The organism is Actinomadura sp. NBRC 104425 (assembly GCF_030269545.1).
GTDB lineage: Bacteria > Actinomycetota > Actinomycetes > Streptosporangiales > Streptosporangiaceae > Spirillospora > Spirillospora keratinilytica.
The window spans coordinates 32,737-57,154 of sequence record NZ_BSTN01000003.1 but is presented as its reverse complement, the minus strand read 5'-3'; the positions used below and the strand labels follow the sequence as shown (position 1 = coordinate 57,154).

The following is a 24,418-nucleotide window of genomic DNA, read 5'->3' as shown; positions in this document are numbered from 1 at the left end:
CACGCGAAGGAGCCGATGATGTCGATCTCGCTGCAGAAGGGGCAGAAGGTCTCCCTGACCAAAGCGGGGGGAGGCGGTCTGACCCGCGTCAGGATGGGCCTGGGCTGGGACGCGGCGCCCCGCAAGGGGCTGTTCGGCCGCTCCAGGCCGCAGTCCATCGACCTGGACGCCTCCTGCCTGCTGTTCGACGCCGCCGGGAACCTGGTCGACTCGGTCTGGTTCCGGCAGCTGCGCAGCAAGGACGGCTCGGTGCTGCACACCGGCGACAACCTGACCGGCGAGGGGGAGGGCGACGACGAGGTCATCAACGTCGATCTGACCGCCGTCCCGGCGAACATCACCCAGCTGGTGTTCACCGTCAACTCCTTCACCGGCCAGGACTTCTCGCAGATCCAGAACGCCTTCTGCCGGCTGGTCGACGAGACCACCGGCCAGGAGATCGCCCGCTACGAGCTGAGCGGCTCCGGGCGGCACAACGCGCAGATCATGGCGAAGGTCTCCCGGGACGGCGGCGGTTGGGCGATGACCGCCATCGGCGCGGCCGCCACCGGCCGCACCTTCCAGCACCTCCTCCCGGTGGTCGCCGCCCACCTGTGACGGGCGGGCGCACCGACGGAGCACCGACGGCCGGGTGCGCGCCGCTTCACGGCGGCCGCGCCCGGCCGTCGTGTTCGGCGCGCGCGGGCGCGCCGGGACGCGTTTCACGCCCGTGCGGGGACGGATGGGAACGTATCGTCGGTTCCACTCGTTGACGGACATACTCTGAAGTGTCCGTGGGCGTCCGAAACGGCGGCGGCCCAAGGCCCGTTCGCCGACGCCCATGCGGAGTGGGACGGCGAGGGCGGGGCCCTTTCGGCGATGGGGAAGGACCCGGCGTGCGTCATTTCGACCACATCGACATCGGGCATCGCAAGCACCTGTTCTACCGGCACCCCCGGCCCTTCGACCGGCACGACGACCGCGACGTGCTGGCGGTCGCGCTCGGCGCCACCCTGTACTGCCCGGGCACCCGCCCGTCCCTGGAGCACGACATCGTCAAGGCGGCCCGGCGCGGCGTGGCGAGCATGGTGGTCTGTCTGGAGGACGCCGTCGCCGACGCCGACGTGCCCATGGCGGAGGCCAACACCGTCCGGGCGTTCCGCGAACTGCACGACCGCGGCGCCGGCGCGGCCGGCGACGAGCCCGGAGACGCCGCACACGGCCGCGGCAACGGGGGCCCGCGCCGCGGCCCCGACATTCCGCTGCTGTTCATCCGGGTGCGGGCCGCCGAGCAGATCGGCGACCTGGTGGACCGGCTGGGCCCCGCCGCGGACCTGGTGAGCGGGTTCGTCCTGCCGAAGTTCACCGCGGCCGCCGGCGGCGCGTTCCTGGACGCGCTGGAGGACACCGCGGCCCGCACCGGGCGGCGGCTGCTGGCCATGCCGGTGATCGAGAGCCGCGAGGCGATCCACCGCGAGACGCGCGCCGACCTGCTGCAGGACGTGGCGCGGCTGCTGGCCAAGCATCGCGACCGGGTGCTGGCGGTGCGGCTGGGCGCCACCGACCTGTCCGCCGCCTACGGGCTGCGCCGCCCTCCGGACCTGACCATCTACGACATCCGCCCGGTCGCCGACGCCATCTCCGACGTCGTCAACATCCTGGGCCGCGCCGACGGCACCGGCTACGTGGTGACCGGCCCGGTGTGGGAGTACTTCTCGGCGGGCGAGCGCATGTTCAAGCCGCAGCTGCGGCAGTCGCCGTTCGAGCGGCAGCGCGCGACCCCGCTGCGCGAGCGGCTCATCACCTCCGACCTGGACGGGCTCATCCGCGAGGTGCACCTGGACAAGGCCAACGGGCTCATCGGCAAGACCGTCATCCACCCCAGCCACGTCGCGGCGGTGCACGCGCTGTCGGTCGTCACCCACGAGGAGTATTGCGACGCCGCCGACATCCTCCAGGTGACCGGGGGCGGCGCCATGGCCAGTGCCTACGCCAACAAGATGAACGAGGCCAAACCGCACCGGGCGTGGGCCGAACGGCTCATGATGCGGGCCCGCGTGTTCGGCGTGGCGGCCGAGGGTGTCACGTTCGTGGAACTGCTGGAAGCGGCGAGCCGCCGGTGACCGCCGGGGGAGAAAGCCCCGGGCGCGTGTGGCCGGGGGAGTGGGTCGCTGCGCGTCTGGGCGTGCGGCTCGTCGACCGGGAGCGGCCGGCCGGGGTGGGGCTGGCCGACCTGGTGGGGCTGGCGGTACGCCGCAACCCGCGCCGCGCGCACCTGCTGGTGTCGTCCGTCCTGGGCAAGCACGTGCCCACCGACCCGCGCCTGGTGTACGGGGCAGGGCTGCTGCTGGGACGCCTCGTCCGTGCCCGCCTGCGGCCCGAGCCGCTGGGCGCCGCACTGCTCGCGGAGGCGCTGGCCCACCAGGACGGGGCCGCCGTCGCGCTGCGGGACGCGCACAAGAAGGGGCCGCATGCGCCCCTGCAGGCCGTGGTGTTCGGATACGCCGAAACGGCCACCGCCCTGGGGCACGCGGTCGCCGACGCCCTGGGCGACGCCTACTACCTGCACTCGACGCGGCGCCCCGTCCCCGGCTTCACCCCCTACGGCGCGTTCGAGGAGGAGCACAGCCACGCCACCAGCCACCTGATCCTGCCGGCGGACCCCCTCGCATTCGGCCGCGACGCCCCCGTCGTGCTGGTCGACGACGAGCTGTCCACCGGCACCACGGCGCTCAACACCATCCGCGCGCTGCACGCCGTGCGGCCCCGGAGGCACTACATCGTCGCCGCGCTGGTCGATCTGCGGGACGACGCCGCGCAGGCGGCAACGCGGGCCCTCGCCGCCGAACTGGGCGCCCGCATCGACACCGTCTCACTGGCCGCAGGCCGCGTCGAACTGCCCGCCGGCATCCTCCCGGAGGGGCAGCGCCTCGTCGCCTCGCTGTCGCACGATGAGCGCCGTACGGGAGGCGCCGCGCACGCCGTGCGCCGCGTCGACATCGGCTGGCCGGACGACCTGCCCGACGGAGGGCGGCACGGCTTCCGGCCCGGCGACGGCAGGCGGCTCGGCAAGGAACTGCCCGCCATGGCCGGCCGCCTGGCGGCCGCCCTGCCCGCCGGGCGGCGCCGCGTGCTGGTGCTCGGCTTCGAGGAGCTGATGTACGCGCCGCTGCGGCTGGCCGAGGCCCTCGCCGACGCCCGGCCCGATCTGCGCGTCCGCTACTCGACCACCACCCGCTCGCCCGTGCTGGCCATCGACGACCCCGGCTACGCCATCCGCACCCGGCTGGTGTTCCCCGCCCACGACGACCCCGCCGACGGCCCCGGCGAACGCTACGCCTACAACGTCGCACGCGGCTTCGACGCGATCGTCCTGGTCGTCGACGACGTCGGCGACACCCCCGCCCTGGCCGCCGGGCTGCTGCCCCGACTGGCCGAGATCGCCGACGTGCTGCTGGTGACCGTCCCCGCCCATCGGAGGCAGAGCAGATGACCCCCGCGCCGCTGCACGGCCCGGACTTCGGCAGCTACCCGGCCGAGGACGTGGCCTGGCTGCTGAAGGACCTGTCCGGCGTCCGCCTGGAGGCCCCCACCGAGGAGCGCGAGGCGGCGATCCAGGCGGGCCGCGCCCACTACGCCGAGTCGCTGCCGGTGGAGTACCAGCCCGGCCCCGAGTACCGGCGGCTGTTCCACCGGGCCCTGGAGGACTCGGCCGAGCGCGTCGCCCACGCCGTCGGGCTGGTCACCGAGCTGGTCCTGGCCGCGCGCGGCCCCGGCGCGGTGCTGGTGTCGCTGGCCCGCGCGGGCACCCCGGTCGGGATCCTGGCGCGGCGCTGGGCGCACTTCGCGCACGGCCTGGACCTGCCGCACTACTCGATCAGCATCGTCCGCGGCCGCGGCATCGACACCGTCGCCCTGCGCCACCTGGCCGAGCACCACGACCCGGCGCGCATCATGTTCGTGGACGGGTGGACGGGCAAGGGCGCCATCCGCCGGGAGCTGACCGCCGCGCTCGACGCGCACGCCGCAGCCACCGGCGTCCGCTTCCCCGCCGACCTGGCCGTGCTCGCCGACCCCGGCCGCTGCACGCCGCTGCACGGCACCCGCGACGACTTCCTCATCCCGTCGGCCTGCCTGAACTCCACCGTCTCCGGCCTGGTCAGCCGGACCGTCCTCAACGACCGGCTGATCGGCCCCGGCGACTACCACGGCGCCAAGTTCTACGCCGAGCTCGCCGCCGACGACGTGTCGGCGGTGTTCCTCGACGCGGTGTGCGCCCGCTTCCCCGACGTCGCCGAACAGGTGGCCGAGGACGCCGCCGAAGAGCTCGCCGCCGACCGCGCGGCCGCCCGCGCCGCCGACTGGTCGGGCTGGAAGGCGGTCCGCCGCATCGGCGCCGACCACGGCGTCGGCGACCTCAACCTCGTCAAGCCGGGCGTGGGGGAGACCACGCGGGTGCTGCTGCGCCGCGTCCCGTGGAAGGTCCTGGCGCGCGCCGGCGCCGGGGCCGAGCTGGAGCACATCCGGCTCCTGGCCGCCGAACGCGGCGTCCCCGTGGTCGAGGTGGACCCGGCGTCCCTCCCGTACGCCTGCGTCGGCCTCATCCACCCCCGCTTCGCGAAGGGACGCGCCCGGTGAGCGGCGTCCTGGTGTGCTCCGACCTGGACCGCACCCTGATCTACTCGGCGGCGGCGCTCGGCCTGCGGGGCCGCGACGCGGACATGCCGCGGCTGCTGTGCGTGGAGCTGTACCGGGCGGCCCCGCTGTCCTACGTCACCGAGACCGCCGCCCGCGACCTGCAGGCGCTGGCGGGCGCGGCCGCCCTCGTCCCCGTGACGACCCGCACGCCGGAGCAGTACGCCCGCGTCCACCTGCTGGACAAGCCGCCCGCGTACGCGATCTGCGCCAACGGCGGCCACATCCTCGTGGACGGCGCGGACGACCCCGACTGGGCCGCCGCCGTGCGGGCCCGCGTCGCCGACGGACGCGCCCCGCTCGCGGAGATCCGCGCCCACCTCGCCGCCGCCGGCGGCGAGTTCGTCCTGAAACGGCGCGTCGCGTCCGACCTGTTCGCCTACCTGGTGGTGGACCGGGCCGCGCTGCCGCCCGGCTGGTTCGACGACCTCACCGGCTGGTGCGCCGCCCGCGGCTGGCGCACCTCCCTGCAGGGCCGCAAGATCTACTGCCTGCCCGAGCCGCTCACCAAGTCCGCCGCGGCCGCCGAGGTCGCCCGCCGCGTCGGCGCAGGCGCGATGCTGGCCGCCGGCGACTCCCTCCTGGACGCCGAACTGCTGGACGCCGCAGACGCCGCGATCCGCCCCGCCCACGGCGAACTCCACGACACCGGCTGGACGGCCCCCCACGCCACCGTGACCGCCGCCCACGGCATCGCCGCAGGCGAGGAGATCGCCGCCTGGCTCCTGGCCCGCGCCACCGGCGACGCCCCTCCGATCCGGCCCTCCGCCCCCTGGCGCGCACTGTGACCGACCACCGTGCACCCCGCCGGGACGAGGGAGGACATCACCCGTCCGGGGGTCGCCGCGGCCGCGGCGAAGGTCCACAATCGCGGTATCCCTCGATGCGTTGAGGCGCGGCGGCCCTTTCAGAGGGCGGCCAGGACGTGATCGGGAGGTCACGCTTAGCTCATGGGCACCCGGCTGGACGGCGACGAGACGACGCTGTGGAAGGCGGCGGCCCGGGTGCTGGACGCCAACTGGACGGGCACGGGCACCGTCCCGTCGCCCGCCCTGTACCCGCACCAGTGGGCCTGGGACTCGGCCTTCATCAGCATGGGCCTGGCCAGGCACCGCCGCGACCGCGCCGAACGCGAACTGCTGTCGCTGTTCCGCGGCCAGTGGGCCACGGGCCTGCTGCCGCACATCGTCTTCAACACCCGGACGCCTCGGCACGCCTACTTCCCCGGGCCCGACCTGTGGCGCAGCGACCTGCAGGACGCCGCGCCCCGGGGCGTCCCCACGTCCGGCCTCACCCACCCCCCGCTGCACGCCCTGGCCGCCCTGCGCCTGCACGAAAGCGCGGGCCCCGCCGACGCCGAACGCAGCCGCGCCTTCCTCGCCCGCCTCTACCCGATGCTCGTCGCCCAGCACCGCCACCTGGCACACTGCCGCGACCTGGGGGCCGAAGGGCTCGTCGCCATCTGCCACCCCTGGGAATCGGGCCTGGACAACAGCCCCGCCTGGGACGGGCCCCTCGGCGCCCTGCAACTGCCGCCCGTCGCCTACGCGCCCGACCACGTCCCCCGCGGCCTGCCCACCGGCGAGGACTACGACCGCTACGTACGGCTCGTCACTCTGCTGCGCGGCGCCGGCTACTGCGACGAATACCTCCGCGACGCCCACCCCTTCGCCGTCGAGGACCCCCTCGTCAACGCCACCTACCTGGCCTCCACCCACGCCCTCGCCGAAATGGCCGAGATCATCGGCGGGGACCCGGTGCCGCACCGCGAGACCGCCCAGCGCGTCCACCGCGCCCTCCTCGACCGGCTCTGGGACGGCGACACCGGCTGCTTCCGCGCCCGCGACCTGCGCGGCGGCCGGCTGCTGCCCGCCGTCACCATCGCCTCGTTCGGCCCGCTGCTCGACCCCGACCTGCCGGCCCCCGTCGTCCGCGCCCTGGTCGACCTGCTGCTGTCGGCCCGCTTCGCCGGCGCCGCCGGATACCCCGTGCCGACCTGCGACATCCAGGCGCCCTCGTTCGACCGCGGCGGCTACTGGCGCGGCCCCACCTGGGTCAACACCAACTGGCTGCTGTGGTACGGCGCCCTCGGCCACGGCCTCACCGTCGTCGCCGACCTGCTCTACGGCGCCACCATGCGGCTGGTGCGCCAGTCCGGCTTCCGCGAATACTTCGACCCGTTCGACGGCACCGGCCGCGGCAGCCACGACTGCAGCTGGTCGGCCGCCCTCATCCTGGACCTGCTGGGCGCCCGCCGCGCACCCCGCGCCGCCTGAGCCGCTGATCGCCTACCGTGGGACCATGCGCCTACGACGCGCGGCCGCGGCCCTGCGCCCGGGCCGCCTGCCCGCCGAGATCCGCGACGCCCTCGCCCTGGAACGCGGCGAACGCCCCCTCGCCTCGGCGGCCACCCGGGGCGGCTCGTACGTCGTCGCCACGTCCGCGGCCCTTCACCTGCCCACCGCCTCCGGCGGCTTCCACCGGCTGCCATGGGAGCGCATCGACCAGGCGTCCTGGCAGGACGGCCACCTTCACGTCCACACCACCGGCGGCGGCCCCGAATACCGCGTCCGGCTGCCCGACCCCGGATCGGTGCCCGAAACCGTCCGCGAACGCGTCACCGCCACCGTCGTGGTCAGCCGACACGCCCGGCTGCCCGGCGGCGGATCCGTCCGCATCGCCGGACGCCGCCCGCCCGGCGGCGGCGACGTGCGCTGGACCCTGGTCTTCGAGGCCGGGCTCGACCCTTCCGACCCGGGCCTGCGCGCCCAGGCCGAGCAGATCCTGGAGGACCTGCGCCGCCAGACGGGCCTGTGACGCCGTCACCGCCGCGTCACTGCCGGCGTCGCTGCGGTGTCATTGCGGGGCGGACGTCTCCTGCCTCGGATCGCGGTAGTCCACCGGCGTCTCCTCGCCGTGGTGCTGCCCCGGCATCCGCTTCTGCGCCGCCCCGGCCAGCTCCCCGGCCTTGCCCTTGGCCGCCCCGGCCAGCTCCTCGCCGCGCGCCCGCAGCAGCCCCGCCGTCTCCTGCACGGTCGGATTCTCCATCAGCCGCCGCGTCATCCGCTTGATCTGCTCGTACCGCTCGCGCCCCGCCCTGGTGCCCAGGACGTAGCCGACCGCGGCACCCGCGATGAACGTCGCTCGGTACTTCATGCCCACCCCCGGTGTACAGGATCGTGTCGCACGGCATACCCGCCCACGGCCGCCCCAGTCTCCCCACCGGATATGCCTGCGCGAACAGGTCCCCGAATGCGCTAACCTAGACGCCGTCGGCCAGGGGAGCCCCTGGAAGGCACTGCGATCCCGCGTAGCTCAATCGGCAGAGCGTCCGGCTGTTAACCGGCAGGTTACTGGTTCGAGTCCAGTCGCGGGAGCTGGGGCACCCTACTCAGTGCGGCTCTTGCCGCACTTTCGCGTTGGGCGCTCCCTTGGTGTTCGCCCGGGGGGCGACCCCCCGGAACCCCCCGGCTGCGGCTCGCGTAGAACGCTCGCCGCGCGGGAGCCGGGGTCACTGCTACTCAGTGCGGCTCTTGCCGCACTTTCGCGTTGGGCGCTCCCTTGGTGTTCGCCCGGGGGGCGACCCCCCGGAACCCCCCGGCTGCGGCTCACGTTGAACGCTCGCCGCCCTCGGCTGATCTCTTCCTGCGGCTTCGCCTCCTTTCGATCGTCGCGGCTTCGCCGCGACTTCGCTCGGGGCGAGCGTCTCTTCATCCCCCTTCGGGGGTTTCTCCGTGGTGGTGGTTGTGTGGGGGTGACTGCTGCTCTCCGGTTTTCTTTCCTCTTTGCGTCCGAAAGCAGCTCACCCTTTCCTGGGGGTGGCGCGTTTCCCGGCGGCGGCTGGTGCCGCCGCTTCGACTTCGCTCGGGTGGTTGTCTCTCCTTCTCCTCTGGTGCCTGCGTGGTCATGGTCGGATGGGGGCTGGTTGCCATCGGATGATCTTTTTGAGGGGTTCGCCCCGTTGCTCGTCGCGGCTTCGCCGCAGCCTGGCTCGGTTACCAGCATGTGGCCATGAATCTCAGTATCTGGGACGGATGGTCGCCCGTGAGCGTCGTGATCGAGGGGACCGCCTTTCGACGAAGCAGCCGGTCTCGAAGGCGACCACGTCGCCGTCCCATCGCCACCCGGGTTGCACACCGTGTTGACCGCTGATCCGGACCTCCGTCCAGCGGCATAGGACAGGGTCCGTGACGAGGCCATGGCGGCACCGCCTGGACGGGACGATCTCGGGGCGATCCGGCGGGGTTCAGGAGTGGATTGCTTTGGGGGTGGTTGGGTGGGTATGCGAATTATGTGGCGTTTTGCGGCGGGGTGGTCTGTGTGCGGGGGGTTGGTGATGAAGGCCAAGCACTGGAACGTCGACATCTTCATCGGGGAGAGCGACGACGACACCGAGACGCGGGCTCGGGCCGTGTTGAACGCGGGGGGCAGCGTCACCGTGACGGGGTACGGGCAGGCGCGGCGCAACCCGATCGACCGGCCGGTGCCCGAGATCGGGGACGAGCTGGCCGCCAGCCGGGCGCTGACCGATCTGGCGGACCGGCTGCGGGGGGTGGCCGGCGAGGACATCGCCAGGATGGCCGGCCCCGCGTACCCCATCACCTAGGCGGCGGGTTCGGGGAGGATCTGCCGGGCGCCGGGGGTGCCCGTGCCGCGCGGGCGCCATTCCCGCGGGTAGCCGACCGATACCTCCTCGAACCGCACGCCGTCGTGCCACATCGTCCGGGGGATGTGCAGGTGGCCGTACACGACGGCGGCCGCGCGGAACCGGACGTGCCAGTCCGCCGTGAGCTCGGTGCCGCACCACAGGGCGAACTCCGGGTACCACAGCACGCGGGTGGGGTCGCGGGTCAACGGCCAGTGGTTGATCAGTACGGTGGGGTGCTCCAGGCCGGTCAGCCGCTTCTCGGTCGCGGCCAGGCGGGCGCGGCACCAGGCGTCCAGGGTGGGGTACGGGTCCGGGTGCAGCAGCTTCTCGTCGGTGCAGACGACCCCCGCCTCGTAGGCCGCCTTGAGGGCCTGCTCCTTGGTGGAGGTGCCCTTCGGGCGGAACGTGTAGTCGTACAGCAGGAACAGCGGCGTGACGAACACCGGGCCGCCCTCGCCCCGCCACAGGGGGTAGGGGTCCTCGGGGGTGGTGACGTCCAGCCCCCGGCACATCTCGACGAGGGCGTGGTAGCGCTCCTCGCCGCGCAGCGTGACGGGGTCGCCCGGCGGCGTCCACAGCTCGTGGTTGCCGGGGGACCAGATGACCTTGGCGAAGCGGTCGCGCAGGGTGGCCAGGGCCCAGCGCACGTCGGCGAAGCGGTCGGCGACGTCGCCCGCGACGATCAGCCAGTCGTCGGGGGACCCGGGACGCAGTCCGTCGACCAGTTCGCGGTTCTCCGGATGCCCCACGTGCACGTCGCTGATCGCGAGCAGTCTGCCGGTCATGGGTTCCATCTCACGGGGTCGCGGCGCGCCGATCAAGCCCCGCCGCTGGCCGTGCGGATCGGGCCGCTGGGCGGACGGGCCGCGGCCACTGGCCGACCGGGCCGGTCCGCTGGCCGAATGCGCCCGCCGAACCGGATGACGCGGCGCGGCGGGTCCGCCTAGATGGCATGCGGGACGGGCGATCCGGGGGCACCTCGCCCAGGCCCCACCCCGAGAGAGGATCCCGAGATGCTCACCACGTTCCTGCTACCGGCGTCGGTCGGCGGCGAGCCGTCCGACGTGCGCCTCGGCCGCGAGATGATCCGCGCATGGCGGCGCGACGGGGTCGTCCAGGTCGCCGTCGACCCCGTCCAGGCCCAGCGCACCGTCACCGCGATCACGGCGGCGCGGCGGTTCTTCTCCATGCCGCTGGAGTACAAGGCGCGGCACGTCAGCCCGCTCAGCTACAGCGGCTACGTCGCCTGCGAGGACGGCGGCGCCGAGGTGTTCACCGTCTGCAAGGACGTGCCGGAGGGGGACATCCGGGTCCGCGAGCGCTGGCCCTGCCACGGCCCGGTGCCGTGGCCCGACCTGGAGTACCGGCTGGCCATGCGGGCGTTCATGGACGAGCTCGGCGGCATCGGCGACCGGCTGCTGCGGCTGGTGGCGCTCGGCCTCGGCCTGCCGTGCGCCGACGGGCTGACCCGGCTGACCGCCGACGGCTGGCACCACATGCGGGCGCTGCGGCTGCCCGCCCGCGCCGGAGGCGGGCCGGTCGCCCACCCGGTGCACGGCCTGCTGGTGATGGCGGCGCTGGACGAGACCGGCGGGCTGTACGTGCGGCGGCCCATGGACGGGCGCGGCGAGGCGTTGTCGTTCGTGCGGCCCGAACCGCACACGCTGGCCGTGTTCCCCGGCGAGGTGATGGGGTTCCTCACCGGGAGCGCGCTGCCGTCCACCTGGCACCGGGTCGCGTCGGCGGAACGGGACCGGTACGCGCTGACCTACTTCCACGAGCCCAGCTTCGAGGCCGAGCTGCGCCCCCTCAAGGGCGGCGGCCGGCTGCACTACGGCACGCACCTGACCAAGACGTTCATGCGCTCCTACCCCGAGCGGGAGGCGACCCGGCGGATCCGCGAGGACGGCCGCCTGGAAGTGCTCGGCCGGCTGCGCGACGCCGCGTCGGTGCCGTGAGGCGGGTTAGCGTGGCGGCATGGACGTCGTCATCGCGGTGGTCGCGGCGCTCACGCTCACGTGGGCGCCGGTGCTGCTGTGGTGGCGGGCCCGGGGACGCCCTGGAGACCTGGGCGGCCCGGCGCAGCGCGCCACCTTCGAGACCCTGCACACCGCCTCGCGCGCGGCGCCCGAGCTGCGCGCGGGGCTGACCGGGCCGGGCGCGCAGAAGGCGGCGCCGCATCTGCGCGCCCTGCTCGGCTCGGCCGCGCTGGCGATCACCGACGGGGAGCGGGTGCTGGCCTGGGACGGGGCGGGCGAGCACCACGCCGAGCAGGCGCTCGACCACGCCTGCGGCACCCTGGACGGCGGGCGGGTGCGGGTGCTCGGCCCGGACGGCGTGGACTGCGGCCGCCTGGACTGCCCGGTGCGGCGCGCCGCGGTGGTGCCGCTGACCACCGACGACCGGGTGGTGGGCACGCTGGCCGTCTACGGGGAGGAGGTGCCCGCCGGGCTGATCCGCGCCGCCGAGGAGGTGGCCCGGTGGGTGGACGCCCAGCTGGAGCTGGCCGAGCTGGACCGGTCGCGGACGCTGCTGATGGAGGCGCAGATGCGGGCGCTGCGGGCGCAGATCTCCCCGCACTTCATCTACAACTCGCTGACCACCATCGCCGCGTTCGTGCGCAGCGACCCCGAGCGGGCCCGCGAGCTGCTGCTGGAGTTCGCCGACTTCACCCGCTACTCCTTCCGGCGGCACGGCGACTTCACCACGCTGGCCGAGGAGCTGCGCTCGATCGACCGGTACCTGCTGCTGCAGCGCGCCCGGTTCGGCGACGACCTGCGGGTGACGCTGCGGATCGCGCAGGAGGTGCTGCCGGTGGCGGTGCCGTTCCTGTGCCTGCAGCCGCTGGTGGAGAACGCCGTCCGGCACGGCCTGCAGGACCGGTCCGGCCCGGGGCGGATCACGATCGTGGCCGAGGACGCCGGGTCGGACTGCGTGATCAGCGTGGAGGACGACGGCGTCGGCATGGACCCCGACTGGCTGCGCCGCGTCCTGGCCGGGGAGCGCGGGACGGGCGGCGACGGGGAGGCGCCGGACTCGGCGGGCATCGGCCTGGCCAACGTCGACGCGCGGCTCCGCCAGGTGTACGGGGACGGCTACGGCCTGGTGGTCGACACCGGCATCGGCGCCGGGACGAAGGTCACGGTGCGGGTGCCCAAGTACGCGCCGGGCGTCACGGCCAGCTGGCAGGGGCAGACCCGGCCGAACCCCGCCGAGGCGGGTTGACAGGGCGTTCTACGATAGCGCCGAGATGTGACGTGCGACACCGGGAGGCTGAGTGCCGGGCGGTCTGCGCGTCCTGGCGGTGGACGACGAGGCGCCCGCCCTGGACGACCTGGTTCATCTGCTCCGGGCCGACCCGCGCATCGGCACCGTGCACACCGCCCGGGACGGTGCGGGCGCGTTGCGCTGCCTCGACCGGGCGCTGGCCGAGGGCCGTGCGGTCGACGCGGTTTTCCTCGACATCCGCATGCCCGGGCTGGACGGCACGGTGCTGGGGCGGGTGCTGGCGCAGTTCGCCCGCGCCCCGCACATCGTGTTCGTCACCGCGTTCGAGGAGCACGCGGTCGACGCGTTCGAGATCAAGGCGACCGACTACATCCTCAAGCCGGTGCGGCCGGAGCGGCTGGCCGAGGCGATCCGCCGCGTCGCGCAGAACGCAGGCCCGGGCGCGCCCGCGGCCGGCGGTGCGCGCGCGCCGCGTCCCGAACCGGAGCCGATGCCGGTCGAGCTGGCGGGGGTGACCAGGTTCGTCGCGCCCGCCGAGGTGCTGTACGTGGAGGCGCAGGGAGACTACGCCCGCCTGCACACCCCGACCGGCAGCCACCTGGTGCGCATCCCCCTGGCGGCGCTGGAGGAGCGGTGGCGGGACGCGGGGTTCGTGCGCGTGCACCGCAGCCACCTGGTGGCGCTGGCGCGTATCGAGGAGCTGCGGCTGGACTCGGGCCGCTGCACGATCCTGGTCGGCGGCACCGAGCTGCCGGTGAGCCGCCGGCACGTGCGCGAGCTGCGCGATCTGCTGGTCCGCAACGCCCGGCGGCCCACATGAGCGGGCCGGACGGGCGCGCCGGCGAGCGCGAGGCGACGACGCCGTCCCGGCCCGCGGCCCGGGCGAATAGCAGCGACGCGCCCGCGCCGGGGCGGACGCGGGTGACCGGGCCGCGCACCCGGGCCTCCCGGCGGCTGCGGCACCCGGTGACGCGGGAGATCGACGAGCAGACCGGGCTCGGCGAGGCGTACATGCGCTCGCTGGTGCAGGCGCAACTGCGGCTCGCGGTGCGGCTGTGCGCGGTGCTGGCCGCCGTGGTCGGCGGGCTCCCCGTGCTGTTCGCGCTGGTGCCGGAGCTGCGCGAGCAGCGGGTGGCGGGCCTGCCGCTGGCGTGGGTGCTGCTGGGCGGGCTGGTCTACCCGTGGTTCGTGGCGTGCGGCTGGTGGTACGTCCGGCAGGCCGAACGCAACGAACGCGACTTCGCCGACCTGGTCGACAACCGCTGGGCCGACCGGAACCGGGGATGAGCACCGCCTACGGCCTGGCCGGGATCGCGGCGGTGGTCGCCGCCACCGTGCTCATCGGCACGCTCGGGCTGCGCATCTCCCGCACCACTTCCGACTTCTACGTGGCGTCCCGCACGGTGACGCCGCTGCGCAACGCCTCGGCGATCGGCGGGGAGTACCTGTCGGCGGCCTCGTTCCTGGGCGCGGCCGGGCTGATCCTGGCGTTCGGCGCCGACATGCTGTGGCTGCCGGTCGGCTGGACCGGCGGCTACCTGGTGCTGCTGATGCTGGTGTCGGCGCCGCTGCGCCGCTCCGGCGCCTACACCCTGCCCGACTTCGCCGAGGCGCGGCTGGAGTCGATGGCGGTGCGCCGCGTCACCAGCGTGCTGGTGGTGCTGATCGGCTGGCTGTACATGATGCCGCAGTTCCAGAGCGCCGGGCTGGTGCTGCGGACGGTGACGGGCGCGCCGCTGTGGGCGGGCCCGGTGCTGATCACCGTCGTCGTCGCGGTGAACGTGCTGGCGGGCGGCATGCGCAGCATCACGCTCGTCCAGGCGTTCCAGTACTGGCTGAAGCTGACCGGGATGGCCGTGCCGCTGGTGTTCCTGCTGCTGGCGTGGCGGTTCGACGGCGCGCCCGGCCTGGACCGCGACACCGCGCCGCGTTTCCCCGAGCGCACCACCGTGACCGTCGGCGCCGCCGTCACCGTCAAGGTGGCCGAGCCGGTCACGGTGACGGCCACCGGGCGGGTGGACGGCCGCACCCACGACGGCGCCGCGGTGACGCTGGCGCCGGGCCCGCACGAGGTCGGCCGGGACACCGCGCTGACGTTCCCGCGCGGCGCCGCCGTGCCGCACGTGGAGGACATCCCCGCGCGCACCGACCGGCAGTGGGCGATGCCGCTGGACGGCCGCGAGCACTCGCTGTACGCGACGTACTCGCTGATCCTCGCCACGTTCCTCGGCACGATGGGCCTGCCGCACGTGCTGGTGCGGTTCTACACCAACCCCGACGGGCGGGCGGCGCGCCGCACCACCGTCATGGTGCTGTCGCTGCTCGGCGCGTTCTACCTGCTGCCCGGCGTGTACGGGGCGCTGGGCCGCCTCTACACGCCCGAGCTGCTCATGACCGGCCGCACCGACGCGGTGGTGCTGACGCTGCCCGGCCGGGTGCTCGGCGGCGCGGCGGGCGACCTGCTGGGCGCGCTGGTGACCGGCGGGGCGGTGGCGGCGTTCCTGTCCACCTCGTCCGGGCTGACGGTGTCGGTGGCGGGGGTGCTCGGGCAGGACATCCTGCGCGGCGGGGTGCGCTCGTTCCGGGCGGCGACGCTGCTGGCGCTGGCCGTGCCGCTGGCGCTGTCGGTCGCGGCGCGGTCCCTGGCGGTGGCGGACGTGGTGGGGCTGGCGTTCGCGGTCGCCGCGTCCACGTTCTGCCCGCTGCTGGTGCTGGGCATCTGGTGGCGGCGGCTGACCGTGGCGGGCGCGCTGGCCGGGCTGGTCACCGGGGGAGCGCTGGCGGGCACCGCGGTGGTCGTCACGGTCGCCGGGGGCGCGCCGGAGGGGCTGGCGGGCGCGCTGCTGGAGCAGCCCGCCGCCTGGACGGTGCCGGTCGCGTTCGCCGTCATGATCGGGGTGTCGCTGGCCACGCCGCGGGGCGTCCCGCCGGACGTGGCGCGCATGATGGTGCGGCTGCACACCCCCGAGTCGCTGAACGTCGACCGCGGCACCTGGCGGCCCAAGCGCGTCTGAGAGCCCGCGCCGCCGACCGGCCGGGAGTGCCGTTCGTCGCGCCAAATCGACCGTTCGCCGACGAGGGCGGACGGGTCGTCGCTCATGAGCGGCAGCTGACCGCACGGCGGCGCGCACCGTCTCGTGCGATCGCCGGACGGCCTCTACCGTGACGTGACCGACGTCACAGCCGAGGAGGAGCAGTGGCCGTAGAGCACCATCCCACGTCCACGGTCTATGAACGCGTCCAACAGGGTCCGGACTTCCAAGAGCTGCGGCGCCGGTTCCGCGCGTTCGCCTTCCCGGCGACCGCCGCGTTCCTGGCCTGGTACCTGCTGTACGTGGTGCTGTCGGGCTGGGCGCGCGACTTCATGGGCACCAAGGTCGTCGGGTTCATCAACATCGCGCTGATCTTCGGTCTGCTGCAGTTCGTGTCGACCTTCCTGATCGCCTGGCAGTACTCCCGGCACGCCGAGCGCACACTCGACCCGCTGGCCGACCGGCTGCGCGGCGAGGTCGAGGCGAGCGCCGGCGCCGCCGCGGCCGCCGGCGGCGGCGCGGGGGAGGAGAACCGATGAGCCACGAGACCCTCGCCGTCATCCTGTTTTTGACGTTCGTCGCCGGAACGCTGGCGATCACCGTCTGGGCCAGCCGCAACACCAAGGACGCCACCGACTTCTACGCGGGCGGACGCTCGTTCTCCGGTGTCCAGAACGGCCTTGCCATCGGCGGCGACTACATGTCGGCCGCCTCGTTCCTCGGCATCGCCGGGCTGATCGCGCTGTACGGCTACGACGGGTTCCTGTACTCGATCGGGTTCCTGGTGGCCTGGCTGGTGGCGCTGCTGCTGGTGGCCGAGCTGCTGCGCAACTCGGGCCGGTTCACCATGGCCGACGTGCTGGCGTTCCGGATGAGCCCGCGGCCGGTGCGCACCGCGGCGGGCGTGTCCACGATCGCGGTGTCGATCTTCTACCTGCTGGCGCAGATGGTGGGCGCGGGCGCGCTGGTGGCGCTGCTGTTCGGTTTCACCAGCGACTTCGCCAAGAACGCCACGATCGTGCTGGTCGGCGCGCTGATGATCATCTATGTCACGGTCGGCGGCATGAAGGGCACCACCTGGGTGCAGATCGTCAAGGCCGTGCTGCTGATGGGCGGCGCCGCCCTGGTCACCCTGCTGGTGCTGGGCAAGTTCGGGTTCAACCTGTCCACGCTGCTGCGCGACGCCGCCGACCAGAGCGGCAAGGGCGAGGCGTTCCTGGAGCCCGGCCTGCGCTACGCCACCGACGCGTCCGGCCTGACCGGCAAGCTCGACCTCATCAGCCTCGGCCTGGCGCTGGTGCTGGGCACCGCGGGCCTGCCGCACATCCTCATCCGCTTCTACACCGTCCCGACCGCCCGGGACGCCCGCAAGTCGGTGCAGTGGGGCATCGGCATCATCGGCGTGTTCTACCTGCTGACGCTGGTGCTGGGCTTCGGCGCCGCCGCGCTGGTGGGCAGCGACGCCATCCGCGAGCAGAATTCGGCGGGCAACACCGCCGCGCCGCAGCTGGCCGAGGAGATCGGCAAGCGGGTGTTGGGCGACGCGGGCGGCACGATCCTGCTGGCGGTCATCGCGGCGGTGGCGTTCGCGACGATCCTGGCGGTGGTGGCCGGGCTGACGCTGGCGTCCTCGTCGTCGTTCGCCCACGACCTGTACGCCCACGTGTTCAAGCGCGGCCAGGTCACCGAGCGGGAGGAGGTGCGGGTCGCCCGCATCGCCGCCCTGGTCATCGGCGCGGTGTCGATCGTGCTGGGCATCTACGCGCAGCGGCTGAACGTGGCGTTCCTGGTGGCGCTGGCGTTCGCGGTCGCCGCGTCCGGCAACCTGCCCGCGCTCCTCTACAGCCTGTTCTGGAAGCGGTTCAACACCTCCGGCGCGGTCGCGGCGATCTACGGCGGGCTGGGCTCGGCGGTGTTCCTGGTGGCGTTCTCGCCGGTGGTGTCCGGCAAGGAGACCGCGCTGTTCACCGACGCCGACTTCGCCTGGTTCCCGCTGGAGAACCCGGGCATCGTGTCCATCCCGTTCGGGTTCCTGTGCGGCTGGCTCGGCACGGTGCTGAGCAAGGAGTACAACAACGCCAAGTACGCCGAGATCGAGGTGCGTGCACTGACCGGGGCGGGCGCGGAAGGCGCCGTACACCACTAGTCGCCCGCCCCTCCAGGCTCCGGGGATGCGCAGCCGGCTCCCCCCCCCCGCCCGAGCACCGGCCCCCGCCCCGCTCCGCCGCCCCGGAGACAGGTCCCGGCCCCGTCCTTACCGCCCCCAAGGACGGGGCCGGGCCCATGCGCGGGGGCGTCCGGGCGATTGGCCCGGCACCCGTGGGTAGGGGACCCGCATGGCGGTCACGGTGGCGCTGGCCGGGGACACCATGCTCGGCCGCGGTGTCGCGGAGCAGCTCGCCGAGACCGGCCCGCACGCGCTGTTCTCGGACGGGGTGCGTGAGGCGTTCGCCGAGGCGGACCTGGCGGTGCTGAACCTGGAGTGCTGCGTGTCAGGGCGCGGCCGGCCGTGGCCCGCGCCCGGCAAGGCGTTCCACTTCCGCGCGCCCCCCGTCGCGGCGGAGGCGCTGGCCGGTCTCGGCGTCGACTGCGTCAACCTCGCCAACAACCACGCGCTGGACTTCGGCGCCGACGCGCTCGCCGACACCCGCGAGCACCTGGCCGCGGCCGGCATCGCCGCGGTCGGGGCCGGCGAGGACGAGGCGCACGCCCGCGCGCCGGTGTTCCTGAAGGTCCGCGACGCACGCATCGCCGTCGTCGGCGTGACCGACCACCCGGCCGACTTCGCCGCGGGCACGCACCGGCCCGGCGTGGCGTACGCCGACCTGACCGCCGGGACGCCGCATTGGCTGCTCGACACGGTCCGCGCGCTGCGCGGGCGGGCCGACGCGGTGCTGGTGACGCCGCACTGGGGGCCGAACATGGCGCCCGGGCCGCTGCGGTACGTGCGGCGCGCGGCCGGCGCGCTGGCCGCGGCGGGCGCCACCCTGGTCGCCGGGACGTCCGCGCACGTCTTCCAGGGCGTCGCGGGCCGGGTGCTGTTCGACCTCGGCGACTTCATCGACGACTACGTGGTCGACCGGCTGCTGCGCAACGACCTGGGGCTGCTGTTCCTGGTGACGCTGGAACGCCGCGCCGAGCGGGCGCCGCTGACGCCCGTGCGGCTGGAGGCGGTGCCGCTGCGGCTGGACTTCGCGCGCACGCGGCTGGCCGCCGGCGCCGACCGCAGGTGGATCGGCGGCCGGTTCACCGAGGCGTGCCGCGAGTTCGGCACCCCGGTCGCCGAGGACGGCGGCCGGCTCGTGGTGCGCATGGACCAAAGCGATGGGGCGGTGCACCGGAAGCGGGGGTGAGCGCGATGGCGATGCTGGTGGGCTGCTCGGGCTGGCAGTACCCGCACTGGCGCGGCGTGCTGTACCCGCCGGGCCTGCCGCAGCGGCTGTGGCTGGAGCGGTACGCCGAATGCTTCGACACGGTGGAGAGCAACGCCGCGTTCTACCGGCTGCCCAAACGCGAGACGTTCGAGAACTGGGCCGCCCGCACGCCCGGCGGTTTCGTCATGGCCGTCAAGGCCAGCCGGTTCCTCACCCACGTCAAACGGCTGCGGGAACCCGCCGAGCCCGTCGCCCGCCTCCTGGCGGCCGCGCAGGGGCTCGGCGGCAGGCTCGGTCCGATCCTGCTGCAGCTCCCCCCGACCCTGCACGCCGACGCCGGCCTGCTCGCCGCGTGCCTGGACCGCTTCCCGGCCGGGGTGCGGGTCGCCGTCGAGCCGCGGCACCCGAGCTGGTGGACCGGTGAGATCCGCGCCGTACTGGAACGCCACGGCGCGGCCCTGTGCTGGGCGGACGTCCTCGGCCGCCCGGTCACTCCGCTGTGGCGCACGGCGGGCTGGGGATACGTGCGGCTGCACGAGGGGGCGGCCGCGCCGTGGCCCGCGTACGGCGACCGGGCCCTGACGTCCTGGATCCGCCGCGCCGCCGGCGCCTGGGAGCCGGGCGCCGACGTCTTCGTCTACTTCAACAACGACCCCGGCGGGGCGGCCGTGCGCAACGCACTGCGCTTCACCGAGCTGGCCCGGCGGGCCGGGGTTCCGGACGCGGTCAGATGATCTTCTTGGCGTTCTTGAGGGTCTGCGCGAGCGACTCCAGGATCGGCGCGCAGCCGGTGTAGGAGAAGACCGGTTCGGGCTGCCAGCCGATGACCTGGTTCGCCTTGACCGCGGGCAGGTCCTTCCAGGACGGCTTGTCCCCCAGGTCCTTGGGCTGCAGGGCCTGGGTACGGCTGTCCAGCATGATCACATCGGCCTGGTACTTGTCGGCGTTCTCCCAGCTCAGGCTCTCGAAGTAGCCCTCCTTGTCGAGCTTGTCCGGAACGATGACGTCCACGCCGAGCTCGCGGTAGTACATCAGGTCGCTGTTCTTGCCGGGGTTGGAGGCGTAGAACAGGTCGGGGCTGGCGGAGGCGGCCAGCACCTTGATGCCCTTGTTGGCCGCCACCGCGTCGCGCACCGCCTGCGCCGCCTTGTCGAACCGGGCCTTGGCCTGGGTGACCTGCGCGCTGTCGGTGTCGGCGCCGAGCGCGGCGGCCAGCTGGCGGAACCGCTCGATCGGCTTGGGCAGCGGCGCCGAGCCGGTGGACACGCCGATGCTGGGCGCCAGCGCGAAGATCTTGTCCTTGCTCTCGGCGGGCACGTAGAACAGCTGGCCGGGCACGAACATGTTGTCGATCAGCAGCTGGGGCCGCAGCGAGGCGTACTTCTCCAGGTTGAACTCGCCGTAGGCGTTGCCGATGATCGTCACCTTGTCCACCGGGACCCGCCCGGCCTGCGGGTCCGGGCTGCCGTCCTTGAGCTTGGTCGGCCCGTACACCCCGACGATCTGCTCGGTGGTGACGCCGAAGTCGTACAGGGCGGCGGCCGAGCCGATGTAGGCGACCACCCGCTGCGGCCGGGACTTCAGCGAGACCTTGGTGCCGCGGTCGTCGGTGAACGTCCAGGCGCCCGAGCCCGACCCGGAGCCGCCCTCGGAGGAGTCGCCGCCCCCGCAGGCGGCCAGCAGCGCGCCGAGGGCGGCCGCGCCGCCCGCGCCGAGCACGGTGCGGCGGGTGAGCAGGTGACGACGGGCGGTGTCAGACATGGTGCATCGTTCTTTCCGTAACTGGGGGGACTGATGTCCGAATTGTGGCTTAGGTTAACCTAACCTAATATCTTGTCCAGAGCCGGGCGCCGTCCCCCACTCTGCCGGAGCAGCGAGTTGTCCCTGACCACCTCCCCGCCCGTCCCCGAGACGCGGGCGCCCGCCGAGGCGCGGCGGATCACGCGCGCCGCCGGGCTGGCGGCGGCCGCGGGCGCACTGCTCGTCATCGTGCTGCTGAGCCTGGCCGTCGGCGCCAAACCGCTGTCGCCCGGCGAAGTGTGGCACGGGCTCGTCGACGAGGCGTCGTCCGGCTACCCGGTCGTCCACCAGATGCGGCTGCCGCGCACACTGCTCGGACTGCTGGTGGGCATGGCGCTGGGCCTGGCCGGGGCCGTCATGCAGTCGCTCACCCGCAACCCGATCGCCGACCCGGGCCTGCTGGGCATCAGCGCGGGCGCGGCCGCCGCGGTGGTGTCGGCCATCTCCTTCCTCGGCATCGTGTCGTTCCTGGGCTTCGTGTGGTTCGCGCTGGCGGGGGCCGGCGCGGTGGCCGTCGTCTTGTACGCGGTGGGCGGCGGACGCAACGCCACGCCCGCCCGGCTCGCCCTCGCCGGGTCCGCCCTCAACGCGGCCCTCTACTCCTACGTCAACGCCGTGCAGCTGCTCGACACCGCCTCGCTCGACCGCATGCGGTTCTGGACGGTCGGGTCGCTGGCCGCGGCGCAGTCCGCCACCGTCGTGCGCGTCGCACCGTTCATCGCCGCCGGGCTGCTGCTGGCGCTCGCGCTGGCGCGCCCCTTGAACGCCCTCAGCATGGGCGACGACGCGGCGCGCGCGCTCGGCACCTCCCCGGGACGCACCCGCGCCGTGGGCATCGTCACCGTGACCCTGCTGTGCGGGGCGGCCACGGCGGCGTGCGGGCCGATCGTGTTCGTCGGCCTCATGGTGCCGCACCTGGTGCGCGCCCTGACCGGCCCCGACCTGCGCTGGCTGCTGCCGTACTGCGCCGTGCTGTCGCCCGCCATCATGCTCGGCGCCGACATCCTCGGACGCGTCCTGGCGCGGCCCTCGGAGGTCCAGGTCGGTATCGTCACCGCCGTGCTGGGAGGACCGGTGTTCCTGCACTTCATCCGCCGCCGCCGGGCGGTGAACTCGTGAGCGCCGGGTGGTACGGCGTCGTCCGGACCGGCGCGGCCGGCGGGCTGTCCCTGCGGTTCCGCATCCGCGCGCTCGTCGTCGCGGCGGCGTGCCTGCTGGCCGCGCTCGCGGTGGCCGTGCTCGCCATCGGCAGCGGCGACTACCCCATGGCCCCGGGCGAGGTGGTGCGCACGCTGCTCGGCGGCGGTGACCCCGCCCAGACGTTCATCGTCCGCGAGCTGCGCCTGCCGCGCGCCGCGGCCGCGCTGGCCGTCGGCGCCGCCCTCGGCCTGGCCGGCGCCATCTTCCAGTCGCTGGTGCGCAACCCGCTGGGCAGCCCCGACATCCTCGGCTTCACCCAGGGCGCGTCCGCCGGCGTGCTCGTCATGATCGCGGTGGCCGGCGGGTCCAGCGTCGCGGTGGCGACCGGGGCGGTCGTCGGCGGCGTCGCCACCGGTGCGGCGATCTACCTGCTGGCCGGACGGCACGGCGCGCACGGCCAGCGGCTGGTGCTCGTCGGCATCGGCGTGGCCGCCATGCTCACCGGCGTCAACGGCTACCTGCTCACCCGGGCGCAGATCACCGAGGCCGCCCGGGCCGTGCTGTGGCTGACCGGCAGCCTCGACGGCCGCGACTGGTCCGACACCGCGCCGCTGCTGGTCGCGCTGGCGGTGCTGGTGCCGGTGGTGCTGGTCGGCTGCGGCCGGCAGATGCGCATGCTGGAACTCGGCGACGACGCCGCGCACGGCCTCGGCGTGCCGGTCCACCGCGTCCGGGCGCTGCTGCTGGCCGCGGCGGTGCTGCTGGCCGCGTTCGCCGCCGCCGCGGCCGGGCCGGTGTCGTTCGTCGCGCTCACCGCGCCGCAGCTGGCGCGGCGCCTGACCCGCACCCCCGGCCCCAACCTGCTGCCGTCGCTGTGCATGGGCGCGGCGCTGCTGGCGGCCGCCGACTTCGCCGGACAGCGCACCTTCCCCGGCCACCAGCTGCCCGTGGGCGTGGTGACCGGGCTCCTGGGCGGCGGCTACCTGGTGTGGCTGCTGGTGACCGAACGCAGGAACGGACGGATATGAGCACTGCTGACCTGCCGGGTGACGACTCGTCGCGCGACGACGCCGGGGCGCGGCTGCGGGGGACGGACCTGACGCTGGCCTACGAGCGGCGCACGATCGCCGAAGGGCTGAGCGTCGCGGTGCCCGACCGCTCGTTCACCGTGATCGTCGGGCCGAACGCGTGCGGCAAGTCGACGCTGCTGCGGGCGCTGGCGCGCATCCTCAAGCCCGCCGCCGGCACCGTCGTGCTGGACGGGCGCAGCATCGCCGACTGGCCCGCCAAGCGCCTGGCCCGCACCCTCGGGCTGCTGCCGCAGTCGTCCGTCGCCCCCGAGGGCATCACCGTCGCCGACCTGGTCGCGCGCGGCCGCTACCCGCACCAGAGCCTGCTGCGGCAGTGGTCGAAGGAGGACGAGCGGGTCATCGCCGAGTCCATGGCCGCCACCGGCGTGGCCGACCTGGCCGACCGCCCCGTCGACGAGCTGTCGGGCGGGCAGCGCCAGCGCGTGTGGATCGCCATGGTGCTGGCCCAGCAGACCCCGCTGCTGCTGCTGGACGAGCCCACCACCTACCTCGACATCGCCCACCAGATCGAGGTGCTCGACCTGTGCGCCCGCCTGCACGAGGAGGGCCGCACCGTCGTCGCCGTCCTGCACGACCTCAACCACGCCGCCCGCTACGCCACCCACCTGATCGCCATGCGCGGCGGGCGCATCATCGCCGAGGGCGCCCCCGGCGACGTGGTCACCGCCGACCTCGTCGAGGAGGTGTTCCGCCTGCCCTGCCGCGTGATCGACGACCCGGAGACCGGCACGCCGCTGGTCGTCCCGGCCGCCCGCCACCGCGTCCGCGTCTGAGGCCCTGCGGCGGCCCGGCGCGGGGGCTCAGGAGGGGCGGTTGTGGCCCGCGTCGGTGTCCATGCGGGCCCAGGCGGCGTCCCACATCCGGTCGCGGTACCGGTCGCAGCGGCGGCGGACCACCACGTAGGCCAGCAGCACCGGCGCGCCGACGCCCAGCGCCGCCGCCGCGCCCGCGTAGACCGCGTCGGTGACCGTCCGGCTGTGCGGCCGCGGCCGCACGGTCGGCCTGCCCTCGCGGTCGACCCAGATCCGCTTGCGGTCGCCGACCGCGGCGCCCTTCCAGCTCGGCAGGGTGCCGGTGCGCGTCCTGCCGTCGGCCGCCCGCGGCCAGACGGCCTGCACCGTCTCGTGGACGTACTGGTCGCCGGACGAGGCGATGCCGCCGGTGGCGACCACCGTCGCCCACACCTGCTGACGCTGCGCGTGCTCGCGCCGCTCGGCCCGCAGCCCCGCGTCGTAGGCCAGGCCGCCGCACCACGCGGCCACCGCAGGCGCGGTGGCGAGCAGCAGGACCAGCAGCGCCAGCGCGATCGCGCGCTGGACGCGGTCGACGCGCCGACGCAGCTCGTTGCGCTCCAAACCGAGCCGCCGGCGGAGCCGCCGCAGCGGCGGCGCCGCACCGCCCGCGCCGAACCCGCGCACTGTCATCACCTCC

At 74.3% G+C, this 24,418-nt stretch carries 24 protein-coding genes and 1 tRNA gene; 21 read left to right on the top strand and 4 right to left on the bottom strand.

Annotation, left to right across the window (positions count from 1 at the left end; genetic code table 11):
• Positions 1–18: 18 nt before the first annotated feature.
• From QSK22_RS06080 to QSK22_RS06050, 7 genes are all read left to right on the top strand, one after another.
• Positions 19–597 carry a TerD family protein gene (locus QSK22_RS06080; protein ID WP_285492987.1) on the top strand — a complete coding sequence of 193 codons (579 nt, stop codon included), beginning with the start codon at positions 19–21 and terminating at the stop codon, positions 595–597.
• A 278-nt stretch (positions 598–875) separates the two neighbouring features.
• Positions 876–2,102 (top strand): HpcH/HpaI aldolase/citrate lyase family protein, encoded by a 1,227-nt coding sequence (locus tag QSK22_RS06075; RefSeq protein WP_285492986.1) that lies wholly within the window; start codon positions 876–878, stop codon positions 2,100–2,102.
• A 62-nt stretch (positions 2,103–2,164) separates the two neighbouring features.
• Entirely contained in the window at positions 2,165–3,472 is a 1,308-nt protein-coding gene (locus QSK22_RS06070) for a phosphoribosyltransferase family protein (RefSeq protein WP_285492985.1), read from the top strand.
• The gene (locus tag QSK22_RS06065) at positions 3,469–4,617 is read left to right on the top strand and encodes a cysteine protease StiP family protein (protein ID WP_285492984.1); all 1,149 of its coding nucleotides are present in this window, start codon (positions 3,469–3,471) and stop codon (positions 4,615–4,617) included. Before QSK22_RS06070 ends, QSK22_RS06065 begins: the two co-directional genes overlap by 4 nt.
• Positions 4,614–5,462 carry an HAD family hydrolase gene (locus QSK22_RS06060; RefSeq protein WP_285492983.1) on the top strand — a complete coding sequence of 283 codons (849 nt, stop codon included), beginning with the start codon at positions 4,614–4,616 and terminating at the stop codon, positions 5,460–5,462. Before QSK22_RS06065 ends, QSK22_RS06060 begins: the two co-directional genes overlap by 4 nt.
• A gap of 162 nt (positions 5,463–5,624) precedes the next feature.
• Positions 5,625–6,950 (top strand): MGH1-like glycoside hydrolase domain-containing protein, encoded by a 1,326-nt coding sequence (locus tag QSK22_RS06055; RefSeq protein WP_285492982.1) that lies wholly within the window; start codon positions 5,625–5,627, stop codon positions 6,948–6,950.
• 25 nt (positions 6,951–6,975) lie between these two features.
• The gene (locus QSK22_RS06050; protein WP_285492981.1) at positions 6,976–7,491 is read left to right on the top strand and encodes a hypothetical protein; all 516 of its coding nucleotides are present in this window, start codon (positions 6,976–6,978) and stop codon (positions 7,489–7,491) included.
• 39 nt (positions 7,492–7,530) lie between these two features.
• Here QSK22_RS06050 and QSK22_RS06045 read toward each other — a convergent pair whose 3' ends face one another.
• Positions 7,531–7,830 carry a YtxH domain-containing protein gene (locus tag QSK22_RS06045; protein ID WP_285492980.1) on the bottom strand — a complete coding sequence of 100 codons (300 nt, stop codon included), beginning with the start codon at positions 7,828–7,830 and terminating at the stop codon, positions 7,531–7,533.
• 148 nt (positions 7,831–7,978) lie between these two features.
• On the opposite strand from QSK22_RS06045, the gene QSK22_RS06040 reads away from it, so the two are divergent.
• Positions 7,979–8,051 (top strand) — tRNA-Asn (locus QSK22_RS06040).
• 959 nt (positions 8,052–9,010) lie between these two features.
• Positions 9,011–9,280, top strand: a complete 270-nt coding sequence (locus QSK22_RS06035) for a DUF1876 domain-containing protein (RefSeq protein WP_285492979.1) — start codon at positions 9,011–9,013, stop codon at positions 9,278–9,280.
• Here the strand turns inward: QSK22_RS06035 and QSK22_RS06030 are convergent.
• The gene (locus QSK22_RS06030; RefSeq protein ID WP_285492978.1) at positions 9,277–10,107 is read right to left on the bottom strand and encodes a metallophosphoesterase family protein; all 831 of its coding nucleotides are present in this window, start codon (positions 10,105–10,107) and stop codon (positions 9,277–9,279) included. The genes QSK22_RS06035 and QSK22_RS06030 overlap by 4 nt on opposite strands.
• A 228-nt stretch (positions 10,108–10,335) precedes the next feature.
• On the opposite strand from QSK22_RS06030, the gene QSK22_RS06025 reads away from it, so the two are divergent.
• The 9 genes from QSK22_RS06025 (at position 10,336) to QSK22_RS05985 (ending at position 19,690) form a co-directional block, all read left to right on the top strand.
• Positions 10,336–11,280 (top strand): 2-oxoglutarate and iron-dependent oxygenase domain-containing protein, encoded by a 945-nt coding sequence (locus QSK22_RS06025; protein ID WP_285492977.1) that lies wholly within the window; start codon positions 10,336–10,338, stop codon positions 11,278–11,280.
• Between the two features lie 19 nt (positions 11,281–11,299).
• Positions 11,300–12,547 carry a sensor histidine kinase gene (locus QSK22_RS06020; protein WP_285492976.1) on the top strand — a complete coding sequence of 416 codons (1,248 nt, stop codon included), beginning with the start codon at positions 11,300–11,302 and terminating at the stop codon, positions 12,545–12,547.
• 52 nt (positions 12,548–12,599) lie between these two features.
• On the top strand, positions 12,600–13,370 hold the full coding sequence (locus QSK22_RS06015) for a LytR/AlgR family response regulator transcription factor (protein ID WP_285492974.1): 771 nt from the start codon (positions 12,600–12,602) through the stop codon (positions 13,368–13,370).
• The gene (locus QSK22_RS06010) at positions 13,367–13,837 is read left to right on the top strand and encodes a DUF485 domain-containing protein (protein WP_285492973.1); all 471 of its coding nucleotides are present in this window, start codon (positions 13,367–13,369) and stop codon (positions 13,835–13,837) included. Before QSK22_RS06015 ends, QSK22_RS06010 begins: the two co-directional genes overlap by 4 nt.
• Positions 13,834–15,564: a sodium/solute symporter gene (locus tag QSK22_RS06005; RefSeq protein ID WP_285492972.1), complete on the top strand. Its 1,731-nt coding sequence runs from the start codon at positions 13,834–13,836 to the stop codon at positions 15,562–15,564. Before QSK22_RS06010 ends, QSK22_RS06005 begins: the two co-directional genes overlap by 4 nt.
• Before the next feature lie 182 nt (positions 15,565–15,746).
• Complete coding sequence (locus QSK22_RS06000) at positions 15,747–16,121, top strand: DUF485 domain-containing protein (protein WP_285492970.1); 375 nt, start codon at positions 15,747–15,749, stop codon at positions 16,119–16,121.
• The gene (locus tag QSK22_RS05995; protein ID WP_285492969.1) at positions 16,118–17,728 is read left to right on the top strand and encodes a monocarboxylic acid transporter; all 1,611 of its coding nucleotides are present in this window, start codon (positions 16,118–16,120) and stop codon (positions 17,726–17,728) included. The genes QSK22_RS06000 and QSK22_RS05995 overlap by 4 nt, the downstream gene beginning before the upstream one ends.
• A 190-nt stretch (positions 17,729–17,918) precedes the next feature.
• A complete protein-coding gene (locus QSK22_RS05990) occupies positions 17,919–18,935 on the top strand; it encodes a CapA family protein (RefSeq protein ID WP_285492968.1) in 1,017 nt (338 codons plus the stop codon).
• A gap of 5 nt (positions 18,936–18,940) precedes the next feature.
• Positions 18,941–19,690 carry a DUF72 domain-containing protein gene (locus QSK22_RS05985; protein WP_285492967.1) on the top strand — a complete coding sequence of 250 codons (750 nt, stop codon included), beginning with the start codon at positions 18,941–18,943 and terminating at the stop codon, positions 19,688–19,690.
• Here QSK22_RS05985 and QSK22_RS05980 read toward each other — a convergent pair.
• Entirely contained in the window at positions 19,683–20,717 is a 1,035-nt protein-coding gene (locus QSK22_RS05980) for an ABC transporter substrate-binding protein (RefSeq protein ID WP_285492966.1), read from the bottom strand. The genes QSK22_RS05985 and QSK22_RS05980 overlap by 8 nt on opposite strands.
• Positions 20,718–20,834: 117 nt before the next feature.
• On the opposite strand from QSK22_RS05980, the gene QSK22_RS05975 reads away from it, so the two are divergent.
• From QSK22_RS05975 to QSK22_RS05965, 3 genes are read left to right on the top strand one after another with little or no spacing between them, the layout of a single operon-like run.
• Positions 20,835–21,875: a FecCD family ABC transporter permease gene (locus QSK22_RS05975; RefSeq protein ID WP_285492965.1), complete on the top strand. Its 1,041-nt coding sequence runs from the start codon at positions 20,835–20,837 to the stop codon at positions 21,873–21,875.
• Positions 21,872–22,924: a FecCD family ABC transporter permease gene (locus QSK22_RS05970; protein ID WP_285492964.1), complete on the top strand. Its 1,053-nt coding sequence runs from the start codon at positions 21,872–21,874 to the stop codon at positions 22,922–22,924. The genes QSK22_RS05975 and QSK22_RS05970 overlap by 4 nt, the downstream gene beginning before the upstream one ends.
• Positions 22,921–23,760 carry an ABC transporter ATP-binding protein gene (locus QSK22_RS05965; protein ID WP_285492963.1) on the top strand — a complete coding sequence of 280 codons (840 nt, stop codon included), beginning with the start codon at positions 22,921–22,923 and terminating at the stop codon, positions 23,758–23,760. The genes QSK22_RS05970 and QSK22_RS05965 overlap by 4 nt, the downstream gene beginning before the upstream one ends.
• 27 nt (positions 23,761–23,787) lie before the next feature.
• Here the strand turns inward: QSK22_RS05965 and QSK22_RS05960 are convergent, their stop codons facing one another.
• Positions 23,788–24,411 (bottom strand): Rv1733c family protein, encoded by a 624-nt coding sequence (locus QSK22_RS05960; protein WP_285492962.1) that lies wholly within the window; start codon positions 24,409–24,411, stop codon positions 23,788–23,790.
• Positions 24,412–24,418 lie beyond the last annotated feature (7 nt).